This window comes from Tardiphaga sp. GW821-FHT12E02 (genome assembly GCF_058807155.1).
Genome location: NZ_JBXAQK010000001.1, coordinates 3714646 through 3726548 on the forward strand (window position 1 = coordinate 3714646; position 11903 = coordinate 3726548).

General features: G+C 62.0%; 11 protein-coding genes. 3 read left to right on the forward strand and 8 right to left on the reverse strand.

Annotation, left to right across the window (positions count from 1 at the left end):
• Positions 1-435: 435 nt before the first annotated feature.
• On the reverse strand, positions 436-1605 hold the full coding sequence (locus AC1RQ5_RS17615) for a CmpA/NrtA family ABC transporter substrate-binding protein (protein WP_493200644.1): 1170 nt from the start codon (positions 1603-1605) through the stop codon (positions 436-438).
• Positions 1602-2189 carry an ANTAR domain-containing response regulator gene (locus AC1RQ5_RS17620; protein WP_398482075.1) on the reverse strand — a complete coding sequence of 196 codons (588 nt, stop codon included), beginning with the start codon at positions 2187-2189 and terminating at the stop codon, positions 1602-1604. Before AC1RQ5_RS17620 ends, AC1RQ5_RS17615 begins: the two co-directional genes overlap by 4 nt.
• 109 nt (positions 2190-2298) lie before the next feature.
• Here AC1RQ5_RS17620 and rimO point away from each other — a divergent pair, with 109 nt between their 5' ends.
• Positions 2299-3627 carry a 30S ribosomal protein S12 methylthiotransferase RimO gene (gene rimO, locus AC1RQ5_RS17625; protein WP_493200645.1) on the forward strand — a complete coding sequence of 443 codons (1329 nt, stop codon included), beginning with the start codon at positions 2299-2301 and terminating at the stop codon, positions 3625-3627.
• A gap of 141 nt (positions 3628-3768) precedes the next feature.
• Here the strand turns inward: rimO and AC1RQ5_RS17630 are convergent, their stop codons facing one another.
• Together AC1RQ5_RS17630 and AC1RQ5_RS17635 are read right to left on the reverse strand one after the other, a co-directional pair.
• A complete protein-coding gene (locus AC1RQ5_RS17630) occupies positions 3769-4743 on the reverse strand; it encodes a quinone oxidoreductase family protein (protein WP_398482070.1) in 975 nt (324 codons plus the stop codon).
• A gap of 65 nt (positions 4744-4808) precedes the next feature.
• On the reverse strand, positions 4809-5534 hold the full coding sequence (locus AC1RQ5_RS17635) for a TerC family protein (RefSeq protein WP_493200646.1): 726 nt from the start codon (positions 5532-5534) through the stop codon (positions 4809-4811).
• Between the two features lie 160 nt (positions 5535-5694).
• Here AC1RQ5_RS17635 and AC1RQ5_RS17640 point away from each other — a divergent pair, with 160 nt between their 5' ends.
• Positions 5695-6879 (forward strand): UbiH/UbiF family hydroxylase, encoded by a 1185-nt coding sequence (locus AC1RQ5_RS17640; protein ID WP_493203460.1) that lies wholly within the window; start codon positions 5695-5697, stop codon positions 6877-6879.
• A gap of 8 nt (positions 6880-6887) precedes the next feature.
• Here AC1RQ5_RS17640 and AC1RQ5_RS17645 read toward each other — a convergent pair whose 3' ends face one another.
• A complete protein-coding gene (locus AC1RQ5_RS17645; protein ID WP_493200648.1) occupies positions 6888-7841 on the reverse strand; it encodes an AEC family transporter in 954 nt (317 codons plus the stop codon).
• Between the two features lie 239 nt (positions 7842-8080).
• On the opposite strand from AC1RQ5_RS17645, the gene AC1RQ5_RS17650 reads away from it, so the two are divergent.
• Positions 8081-8353: a hypothetical protein gene (locus tag AC1RQ5_RS17650; protein ID WP_398482064.1), complete on the forward strand. Its 273-nt coding sequence runs from the start codon at positions 8081-8083 to the stop codon at positions 8351-8353.
• A gap of 57 nt (positions 8354-8410) precedes the next feature.
• Here the strand turns inward: AC1RQ5_RS17650 and AC1RQ5_RS17655 are convergent, their stop codons facing one another.
• Genes AC1RQ5_RS17655 through AC1RQ5_RS17665 form a run of 3 tightly spaced genes read right to left on the reverse strand, consistent with a single transcriptional unit; the run spans position 8411 to position 11870 of the window.
• On the reverse strand, positions 8411-9151 hold the full coding sequence (locus tag AC1RQ5_RS17655) for an ABC transporter ATP-binding protein (protein WP_398482062.1): 741 nt from the start codon (positions 9149-9151) through the stop codon (positions 8411-8413).
• Positions 9148-9948, reverse strand: a complete 801-nt coding sequence (locus AC1RQ5_RS17660) for an ABC transporter ATP-binding protein (RefSeq protein WP_493200650.1) — start codon at positions 9946-9948, stop codon at positions 9148-9150. The genes AC1RQ5_RS17655 and AC1RQ5_RS17660 overlap by 4 nt, the downstream gene beginning before the upstream one ends.
• Complete coding sequence (locus AC1RQ5_RS17665) at positions 9945-11870, reverse strand: ABC transporter permease (protein ID WP_493203462.1); 1926 nt, start codon at positions 11868-11870, stop codon at positions 9945-9947. The genes AC1RQ5_RS17660 and AC1RQ5_RS17665 overlap by 4 nt, the downstream gene beginning before the upstream one ends.
• Positions 11871-11903: the final 33 nt, after the last annotated feature.

The window sequence follows — 11903 nt, forward strand, 5'->3', positions numbered from 1 at the left end:
AGCTCCTGCGGGGCAACGAAATGCGACGGACGAGACCGCTCCACATCAGCCCGACCGTTTCTGGCCGCTTTGAAATGGAGGACGGTCCGATCAGCCTCGTTGCTGCGGATATCCATCTGGAATGGCCGGCAGACATCAGCGGGTGCCGGCGAATTAGAGACATTCAAGTCTCATGCCAGCCACAAAGGTTCGGATTTCGTCGTTATTTCAATAGCTTAAGCGAATCAGGAGGTGCTGCACGACGAGCCGATGCGGACTTGTTGCACTGCACGCACAATAATTAGGCGGCGCCTATTCGCCGACCCTCATGGTGAGGAGGCGCGCAGCGCCGTCTCGAACCATGCATTCGCCGGGCTCTGAGCCTTGCGGCCATCCTTCGAGACGCAGCCCAAAAGGCCGCTCCTCAGGATGAGGGGCCGCGTGTGACGGGAAGCCCTACCCCTTCAGATGTGCGATCTCGAACGCCGCGAGATGCGCCTCGATCTTGGCCGGATCGAAAGCCGGCCCGGCAAAGGCCCCGACGGGATCGCCGGCGTTATCATCGCCACCACCCGGCTTGCCGATCGCCGCATCATAGAGATCGGGCCGGAACACCGCCTTTGCCGTGGCCAGCGCTTCCGGGCTGATCGTCGTCTGGCCCCAGCGGACCATCTGCGCATACAGCCATGCCGCCTGTGCCGGATCGGGTCGCCCGGCGCTTTCGCGGCCGACCAGTAGATAACGCTCGCTCTCGCGCCAGGTGCCATCCGGCGAGATTTTCAGTTTGCCATCCAGCGTCCGTTGCAGCACCTCCGGCGATACGCCGATATGTTCGGGCTTGGCGAGAATGGCCGTCACCTCGTCGCGGTTCTCCGGTGCTTCGATGAAGGCCGCAGCCGCCACATGGGCACGCGTCAGTGCCGCCACGACGTCCGGGTTCTTGTCCGCCCAAACCTGCCGGATCGCCAGCACCTTTTCGGCGGCACGCTGCAGGATGTCGGAGGCGAAATGCAGGATATGGCCGATGCCGAGATCGACAGCGACCGAGTTCCAGGGCGCACCGACACAGAACGCATCCACATGCCCATTGGCCAGGCTGTCCACCATGTAAGGCGGCGGCAACACCACGAGGCGCACGTCTTCGTCCGAATCGACGCCACCCGCGGCCATCCAGAAACGAAGCTGGTAATTGTGCGTCGAGAACGGGAAGGTCATGCCGAAAGTGAGCGGATCGGCACCTGCCCGTTCACGCGCAACGACCACGCGGTTGAGCGCCTGCGCAGTTGCCATGGGGTCGGTGGGATCGCCATCAAGCTCCGACATGATCGCTGCATGCAGCGCCGGCGACACCGTGATGGCGTTGCCATTGATGCCGAGATTGAACGGCGCCACGATCGGCACCTTCACATGACCAAGCCCGAGGCTGGACGCGATGGCGACCGGGGCCAGCAGATGCGCGGCCTCGAACAGGCCGATATTGAGCTTGTCGCGGACATTCGACCACGACACTTCGCGGACCAGCTCGACGTCGAGCCCCTCGTTCCTGGCAAACCCCTTGTCCACGGCCACGATCAGCGCGGCAGCGTCGACCAGCGGAATGAAACCGATACGAAGCGGATGGGTCATTTCAAAAGCTCCGCTGCGGTGATGATCGATTGCGCGATCTCGCCGATCTTCTTCTTCTCGCGCATCGCCGTCGAGCGCAGCAGCACATAGGCCTCGTCTTCGGTAAGGCCCTTGAGCTTCATCACGATGCCCTTGGCGCGGTCGATGATCTTGCGCTCCTCCAGCGCCGACTTGGTGCGCTCCAACTCGTCCTGCAGCTTGGAGAAGGCATTGAAGCGCGAGATGCAGAGATCGAGGATCGGCTTGATCCGTTCCTTCTTCAAGCCGTCCACGATGTAGGAAGATACCCCCGCATCCACGGAAGCCCGCGCCGATTCGGCATCGCTCTGGTCCACGAACATGGCGACCGGCCGGCGCACGGCGCGGGACACCTGGAACATTTGTTCCAGCACGTCGCGGCTTGGGTTTTCGAGATCGATCAGAATGACGTCAGGATCGAGCTGGTACACGCGGGCCAGCAGATTCTGCATTTCCCGGATGTGATGGACATCGCCATAACCGGCCTCGCGCAGCCCCTCTTCGAGGATCGCGGCCCGGATCGGGCTTTCATCGACAATGACGATCTTGGGTGACTTGTCGGGCATCGGGCACTCGGCTGGATACCACTTCATAGCATGCGGCGCTGCGGCATAAAGCCTTGTATTTATAGGCAAATGGGACTACTTGCTGCCGTTCAATCAGGCAGATCGAATAATGAAACAGGCCGCCGCGCCCAAAATTTCGTTTGTGTCCCTGGGATGCCCCAAGGCCTTGGTGGATTCCGAGCGCATCATCACGCGCCTGCGCGCTGAAGGCTATGAGCTCGCCCGCAAGCATGACGGTGCCGACGTCGTCATCGTCAATACCTGCGGATTCCTCGACAGCGCCAAGCAGGAATCACTGGGCGCCATCGGCGAGGCCATGGCTGCCAACGGCAAGGTGATCGTCACCGGCTGCATGGGCGCCGAGCCCGAGCAGATCGAGGCCGCCTATCCCAATGTGCTGTCGATCACAGGTCCGCAGCAATATGAGAGCGTGCTCGACGCCGTGCATCGTGCGCTGCCGCCGGTGCACAATCCGCATCTCGATCTGGTGCCGCCGCAGGGCATCAAGCTGACGCCGCGCCATTACGCTTACTTGAAGATTTCGGAAGGCTGCAACAATCGCTGCACTTTCTGCATCATTCCCAAGCTGCGCGGCGATCTCGTCTCGCGTTCTGCCAGGGATGTACTGCTCGAAGCCGAGAAGCTGGTGAAAGCCGGCGTCAAGGAATTGCTGGTCGTGTCGCAGGACACCTCGGCCTACGGCGTCGATATCAAATATGCCGAAAGCGAGTGGAAGGACCGCAGCGTCCGCGCCAAGTTCTACGATCTCGCCAAGGAGCTCGGTGAACTCGGCGCCTGGGTGCGGCTGCAATATGTGTATCCCTACCCGCATGTCGATGAGGTGATCGGCCTGATGACGCCGGGCAGCAATGTGCTGCCTTATCTCGACATCCCGTTCCAGCATGCAGCACCAAATGTGCTGAAGGCGATGAAGCGCCCGGCGGCACAGGACAAGACCCTCGGCCGCATCAAGGCGTGGCGCGAGCAGTGCCCAGACCTCGTATTGCGCTCGACCTTCATCGTCGGCTTTCCCGGCGAGACCGAGGATGATTTCCAGTATCTGCTCGACTGGCTGGACGAAGCCCAGATCGACCGCGTCGGCGCGTTCAAATACGAGCCGGTGGCCGGTGCGGTGTCGAATGCGATCGGCCAGGATGTGCCGGACGAGCTGAAGCAGCAGCGCTGGAACGCGCTGATGGAGCGCCAGCAGAAGATCTCGGCCCGGCGCCTCAAGCGCAAGGTCGGCACCCGTCAGCAGGTGATCATCGACGAGGTCGGCCCGACCGTCTCCAAGGGCCGCTCGAAGGCGGACGCACCGGACATCGATGGTGCGGTGTATGTGACCGCACGCCGACCGCTGAAGGTCGGCGAGATTGTGACCGCCAAGATCGAACGTGCGGACAATTACGATCTGCACGGGACGGTGGCGGGGTTCTAACAACACCCCCCGCCCTCATCCTGAGGAGCCGCAAAGCGGCGTCTCGAAGGATGGCCGCAAGCTCGACGCCCAGCCAGCTCATGGTTCGAGACGCGGCCAAGTGGCCGCTCCTCACCATGAGGGCAGAGAAACAGGCCCTGATCACACCTTCAGGATCACAGCGCCCGTCGTCTTCCGGGCTTCCAGATCCGTATGCGCCTTCGCGGCGTCCTTCAGCGCATAGGCATGATTGATCGGCACATGCAGCTTGCCGTCGATCACCGCGGAGAACAGCGTGTCGGCGCCCTCCAGCAAATCCTTGCGCTTGGCCACGTAGTCATTCAGCTTCGGCCGTGTCGCAAACAGCGAGCCGTGATTGTTCAGCTCGGCGATGGCAAAGGGCGGCACCGGTCCCGACGCATTGCCGAACGATACCCACAGGCCCAGCGGCTTCAGGCATGACAGCGAGCCCGGAAACGTGGTCTTGCCGACGCCGTCATAGACGACATCGCAGAGTTCGCCGCGCGTGATCTGCTTGACGCGATCGACGAAGTTTTCCTCGTTGTAATAGATGACGTGATCGCAGCCATTGGCGAGCGCCAGCTCGCCCTTCTCCTTGGAGCCCACGGTGCCGATCACATGCGCGCCCATGGCCTTGGCCCACTGGCACGCCAATAGCCCGATGCCGCCGGCTGCTGCATGGATCAATACGCGGTGATGCGGCTCGACCTTGAAGGTCTTGTGCAGGAGATACCAGACCGTGAGGCCCTTGAGCATCAGCACGGCGCCCTGCTCGTGGGTGATGCGATCCGGCAGCTTCACCAGCCGATCGGCGGCGAAGACGCGCTCCGTGGCATAGCTGCCGAGCGCGGAATAGTAGGCGACGCGATCGCCGGGATGAAAGCCGGTGACGCCCGGCCCGACGCTGACCACTTCGCCGGACGCTTCATTGCCGGCGATGAAAGGCAGCTGCGGCGCCTTGTAAAGGCCGGTGCGGAAATAGGTGTCGATGAAATTGACGCCGATGGCATGCTGGCGGATGCGGACTTCGCCGGCGCCAGGCGCGGGCACTTCGACATCCTCATAGGTCAGCACTTCGGGTCCGCCAACCTGATGGACGCGCACGGCCTTCGTCATCGTTCGATCTCCCTGAATGACTTTGGCGACAAGCGATACCAACCGCCGGGAGATGTCAACCGCGGCTAGCCCGTGCGCTTGCGGCGGTTGCGCTTGGCCAGGATATTGAACAATTCCACGGCTGCCGAGAACAGGATGGCGAAATAGATGTAGCCGCGCGGAATATGGAATTTGAATCCATCCGCTACCAGCGACACTCCGATCAGCACCAGGAAAGCCAGCGCCAGCATTTTCGTGGTCGGATAAGCCGCGACGAAGCGCGCCACCGGGCCGGACGACACATACATCACCGCGCAGGCGATGATCACGGCGGCTACCATGATCTCGATACGGTCTGCCATGCCGATGGCGGTGATGATGCTGTCGAGGGAGAACACGAGATCAACGATCACGACTTGAAGGATAACCCAGGCAAAGGCGTTGGCCGCCGGCTTTTCATTGCCGTGCCCTTCCCGCGCCTCCACCTCGGCGTGGATCTCATGGGTCGCCTTGGCGATCAGGAACAGGCCGCCGCCGATCAGGATCAAATCGCGCCACGACAAAGCGAAACCAAACGCCGTAACCACCGGAGCGGTCAGCCCGATCAGCCAAACCAGAATGCTCAGCAACGCGATGCGGAAGACCAGCGCCAGCGCAAGACCGATCTGCCGCGCCCGCTTGGCCTGATCCGGTGGCAATCGCGCGACCAGCACCGACAGAAAGATCACATTGTCGATGCCGAGCACGATTTCGAGCGCGGTCAGCGTCATCAGCGCAGCCCAGGCTTCGGGGCTGGAGAACAGTTCGATCATAACGGTCACCGTCGCGCGAGCACAGGAAATGAAGGGCTAACAGGATTCCTTGACGATTGTCATGTTGCGGCGCGCGGCGTTCAGCCGCCAGGGGCCGATGGAACGTTTTCGCGATGCGTCATGGCTTGAAAATACCATCGCAAAGGTCGATTGTCCCGGCATGACCGAGACATTCGTTTCCCCTTTTGACGTCGCCATTGTCGGCGGTGGCCCGGCAGGCCTCGCCGCCGCGATTGCTGTTGCCGAGACCGGCGCCCGCACCGCATTGCTCGCTCGCCGCGCGCCCTATGCGGATAATCGCACCACTGCTTTGCTCGGCGGCTCCGTGGATTTCCTGAACGGACTCGGCGTCTGGCAGCGCTGCGCCGACAAGGCTGCAGCGCTCACGACGATGCGCCTCGTTGACGACACCAACCGCCTCATCCGCGCGCCCGAAGTGAAATTCGTCTCGGAAGAAATCGGGCTCGACACCTTCGGCTACAATATCGAGAACCGCGAACTCGTCGCCGCGATGGAAGCGCGCGCCGCCGAGCTGACAAATCTCACCCGCATCGAAGACGACGCCGTCTCCGTGCATCCCGGCGATGCGCAGGTCGCCATCATGACAGCCCAGGGCCAAACCGTCCTGGCCCGTCTTGCCGTCGGCGCCGATGGCCGCCAGTCCATTTGTCGTGACGCCGCCGGCATCACCGCGAACCGCCGCCAACTCGATCAGGTGGCGATCACCTTCAATGTCGGCCACACGAGGCCGCATCGACACGTCTCGACTGAATTCCATACGCCACACGGCCCCTGCGTGTTCGTGCCACTGCCGGGCGATCGCTCCAGCATCGTCTGGATCAACAAGCCCAGTGACGCCGACCGCCTGATGGCGCTCAGTGACGACGCGCTGTCCCTCGCCGTCGAAAAGCAGTCGCATTCCATTCTCGGTCGACTCACCGTCGAGCCCGGCCGCCATCGCTTCCCGCTCGGCATCGGCGCCCCGCGTGACCTCGCAAGGAACCGCATCGTGCTGGTCGGCGATGCCGCCCATGTGGTGCCGCCGATCGGCGCACAGGGCCTCAATCTCGGTCTGCGCGATGCATCCGATCTCGCCGAGATGGTGCGCGACGCAGAGGTTGCCGGCGAAGATATTGGCGCGCCCGATGTGATCGCGCGCTATGCCCGCAAGCGCCGCACCGACATCACCTCGCGCACCTTCGCCATCGACATGGCCAATCGCTCGCTGCTCAATGACCTGCTGCCGGTCCAGCTGATCCGCGCCGCCGGCATGCACGCCATGGGCGCCATCGGGCCGTTACGCAGGCTCGCCATGCGCGAGGGATTGTCGCCGAGCTGGCGCTAGAGCGCGTCTTAAGGAAACGCGATCTGGCCTGACTTCAGGAAATACATCACTGACGTCAGCGTCAGCACGGACACGAATGTGCCGAGCAGCACGGCGACCGAGGCCGGCTCGATCCAGCTGTCATATTGCCGCGCGATCACGAACACATTGAGTGCCGGCGGCAGCGATGCAAGCAGCACGGCAGTGGCGGCCCAGACCGGCGGAAACGGCCCGAGCGCCAGCATCAGGCCGAACACGATCAGCGGATGCAGCAGCAGCTTGATCACGATCAGGCCTGGAATTTCCCATGGTACCCGCCCCAGCGGCCGTAATGCGACCGTGACGCCGAGTGCGAACAGCGCGACAGGGGCAGCGGAATTTTGCAGGAACAGCAGCATTCCATCCGCAGCCACCGGCATCTGGATGTGAAATGCTGCCACGGCCGCGCCGAGATAGGCAGCGACGATCAACGGATGCAGCACGATGTGCTTGATGACGATGCCGATGGTCGGCAGCAGCGGCCGTTTCTCCGGCGCCGTCAGCGCCATCATCAGCGGCGCAATCGAGAACAGAAAGATACTATCGAAGCAGAATACCAGCGCCGTCGGCACCGCCGCCGATGGCCCGAGCACGGCCAGCGCCAGGCCCGGTCCCATATAGCCGATATTGCCATAGCCACCCGCAAGGCCCGCCATTCCTGCCTCGCGCATGGTCAAGCGACCAAGAAACTTGCCGGTGCCGACCGAGAGGAAGAACGCCGTCGCTGTGGCCAGCGTCGTGCCGATCACGAAAGGCAGATTGTTGAGTTCCTCGAACGGCGTCTTCGCCATGATGCGAAAGAACAGCGCCGGCAGCGATACATAGAGGAGAAAGAAGTTCATCCAGGCGAGGCCCGCCTCGGGCAAGCTCTTCACCTTACCACAGGCGAAACCGATGAAGATCAACCCGAAATAAGGCAGCGCGAGATTGAGGACGTCCATCATGAGGTGGCGTTCGCCTTGTTATTCTAAGTCGTAGGAAACACCCAAAATCGGCGACCTTAATAGCCAATCTCCATGCTATTTGTAGGAATTAACGCCCGCGTTCAAGTTTTATCGTCAGTGACGCGTCCCCCGAGGCAATACCGCGTTGGCCTTTCCATCAATTGCCGCCCTTGGCTGCAAACGGGCACTGCGCAGTCAAACGCGTCCCGCAAGAGGATGGCACCGATGGATCCATTTCAATGGCAGACGACCGATTGGCACGTTGCTTGCTCCCGTTTTTGATCGCGCATTACGCGCCGCTTCGGCTGGAGCACACAATGACGCCGACAAAGGCCATAACCCTGCGATCGATCTTCCTGCGGTTTTTCGAGGCCTGTTACGGACATCAGATTGCCGCGGAATACGATCAGATCAATCCCAAACGCGATGGCGCGCAAGATTCGTATCTGGCCATCTGGTCAACGTCAGGCGAGTATCATGGCAACCTGCACAATAACAGGCCAGGTGAGTGACGCCGACGACGCCAGCGCAAGGAATCGACGCCGAAAAATCGTCAGGTCATTGACTAGCTAGACACTGAGATAGGCACGCTGGATATCTTCGTTACGCGCCAGATCCTGCATGGACCCCTCATACATGATCTGGCCTTTTTCCAGGACATAAGCGCGGTCGGACACCAGACGCGCGAAATGGAAGTTCTGCTCGGACAGCAGGATGCTCGCCCCCCGCGCCTTCAGCGCCAGGATCATATGCGCCATCTGCTCGACGATCACCGGCGCCACGCCCTCGGAGGGCTCGTCGAGAAGCACCAGCAGCGGATTGCCCATCAGCGTGCGTGCGACCGTCAGCATCTGCTGCTCGCCACCACTCATCTGGCCGCCACGGCGATTCTGCATCTGGCCGAGATTTGGAAACAGTTCGTAGAGTGCGTCCGGCGTCCAGTTCAATGCCGGCGTTCCGTCCGGCCAGTGACGCGGCGCCTGCTTGCCGGTTTCGAGATTCTCGGTCACCGTCAGGTCGGCAAACACCCTGCGATCCTCCGGCACGAAACCGAGTCCCATCCGCGCGACCTGAAACGGCGCCTTGCCGCCGATATCCTGCCCCAGGAAACTGATCTGTCCCTTGCAGCGCGACAGCAAGCCCATGATGGATTTCAGCGTGGTGGATTTGCCGGCACCGTTCCGCCCCATCAGCGAGATGACTTCGCCGCGCCGCACGTTGAGCGCGACGTCGAACAGGATGTGAGCTGCGCCATACCAGGCGTTGAGCCCGGAGACTTCGAGCAGGGTCGGACTTGCAGATGTCGTCATGCGGGGATCCTTGCGGCAGCGACGGCCACTTCCGGCGGATGTTCGAAGGTCAGGCCATTGCCGAAATAGACTTCCTTGACCTTGGCGTGATTGCGGATCGCATCTGCATCGCCTTCAGCGATCAGCTTGCCGCGGGCCAGCACGATGATCCGGTCGGCATGGGCGAAAACGACGTCCATGCTGTGCTCGGTGAACAGCACGGCCATGCCGCGCTCCACCACTAACCGCTTTGTCAAGGCCATCAGTTCGTTCCGCTCGCGCGGCGCCATGCCGGCTGTTGGCTCATCCATCAGCAACAGCTTTGGATCATTGGCCAGCGCCATCGCCAGTTCGACGCGCTTGACGTCGCCGTAAGCAAGCTCGCTGCAGGGCCGATCAGCCTGTGTATCCATGCCGACACGTTCGAGCAGCGCAAGCGCCTCGCCGCGATAGCGGCTCGCCGCAGGACGCCAGAGCGAGAACAGCTGCCGATGATGCGACATCACCGCCATCTGAACATTTTCGATCACCGTGAAGGAGGCGAATGTCGCTGCGATCTGGAAGGTGCGCCCGACGCCGAGGCGCCAGATGGAGCGCGGCTGCATGCGCGTCAGCTCCTGCCCGGCAAAACGCACCGACCCGCCGGAGGCGCGCAGCTGACCGTTGACCATGTTGAACGTGGTCGATTTGCCTGCACCGTTGGGGCCGATCAGGGCGAGGAATTCACCGGGATGAAGATCGAAGGTGATGCCGTCCACGGCGCGCACGCCGTCGAACGCCTTGTAGAGATCACGGACTTCCAGCAGCGCGCCGCTCATGTCAGCTTCTCCTTCCCGATGATGCCAGGGGCCGGGCGATATTGCTGCCACAGCGCTTCGATCTGGCGCGAAATACCGGACAGACCTTCCGGGAAAGCGAGCACCAGGAACAGAATGATGCCGCCGAACAGAGCCCTCCAATATTCTGTCGAGCGCATCACCCAATCCTGCAAGACACCAAACACGCTCGCGCCGATCACCGGCCCGGTCAGCGTCTGAATGCCGCCCAGCAGAACCATGACCAGTCCATCGATGGATTTGCTGACTGAGATCACATCCGGCGACACGCTGCCTTTCGAGAAGATGTAGAGCGTACCGGCCAACCCGCCGAACACACCGGCAATCACGAAAGCCATCCATTGGATCAGCTTCACATCGATGCCGATCGCCTCGGCGCGCAGCGACGAGTCGCGCCCTGCCCTGAGCGCGTATCCGAATGGCGCAAATACGAAGCGACGCAGCGCGTAGGCCGAGATTCCGACCAGTACGAGAGTGAGATAGTAGTAATTTGCGCCGGTCAGCCACTCCGCCGGCCACACACCCACCATGCCATTGGAGCCGCCGGTGACTGCGTCCCACTGGAACACGATCGACCACACGATCTGCGAGAAGGCGAGCGTCAGCATCGCGAGATAGACGCCGGACAGCCGCACACAGAACCAGCCGAACAACAGTGCACCGACGCCGGCCACCAGAGGTGCGATCATCAGGGCGAGCGGCATGGGCATAAGTAGCATCTTGACCAGCACAGCCGCACCATAGGCGCCGAGGCCGTAATAGGCAGAATGCCCGAAGGAGTGCATGCCGCCCGGCCCCATCATGAAATGCAGGCTGACCGCAAACAACACGGCGATCAGGACATCCTGACCGAGCACGGCTGCATAAGGCAGCCACTGACCGAGCAAAGGCAACACGGCCATGATCAGGAATCCGGCGACGACCATCATACGAAACTGGGCGGAGCCCGGCCGCAGCGGCGCTTCGACGGGCGCCGAATTGCGACTGGCGGCCTGCGGTCGTCCCATCAGTCCCCATGGTCGCACCACCAGGACGACGGCCATGATCAGGAATTCGACCACCAGCGTCAGCTTCGAAAAGGAAATCTCGATGCCGGCAAGATGAACCGTGCCGATGCCGATACAGATCGCCTTCACCTCGGCGATCAGCAACGCAGCCAGAAAAGCACCCGGAATCGAGCCCATGCCACCCACGACAACGACCACGAAGGCGTCGCCGATGGTCGAGATATCGACACCGAGGCTGGCCGGCTGGCGCGGCAGCTGAATTGCGCCGCCAAGCCCGGCCAGCATGCAGCCGAGTGCGAACACGCCCGTGAACAGCCAAGCCTGATTGACGCCGAGCGCGCCCAGCATTTCGCGATCATGCGTTGCCGCGCGCACCATGATGCCCCAGCGCGTCTTGGTGAGCAGCATCCACAGCAGCCCGAAAACCGCGGGGCCGATCACGATCAGAAACAGATTATAGCTCGGATAGGCACGGCCAAACAGCTGGACAGCGCCCTCCAGTCCCGGCGCACGACGACCGAGCAGATCCTCCGGCCCCCAGATCCACAGCGCAGCATCGTTGAAAACGAGGACCAGCGCGAATGTTGCCAGCAGCTGAAACAACTCTGGTGCTTTGTAGATCCGGCGCAGCAGCAAAATTTCCACCAGCGCGCCAAGCAGCCCCACCGCCAGCGCCGCCAACACAATCGCAGCCCAGAATCCGATCGATCGCCATGGACCGACGCCGATCCGCTCCATCAGCGAATAAGCCACATACATGCCCAACATGAAGAACGAGCCATGGGCAAAATTGACGATACGGGTGACGCCGAAAATCAGCGACAGGCCGACTGCGACCAGGAACAGCGCCGAGGCACCGGCCAGGCCGTTTAGCAGTTGGGCCAAGAAGGCAGAAATATCCATGGCAATCTCGCTCGGGACAAAATGAGG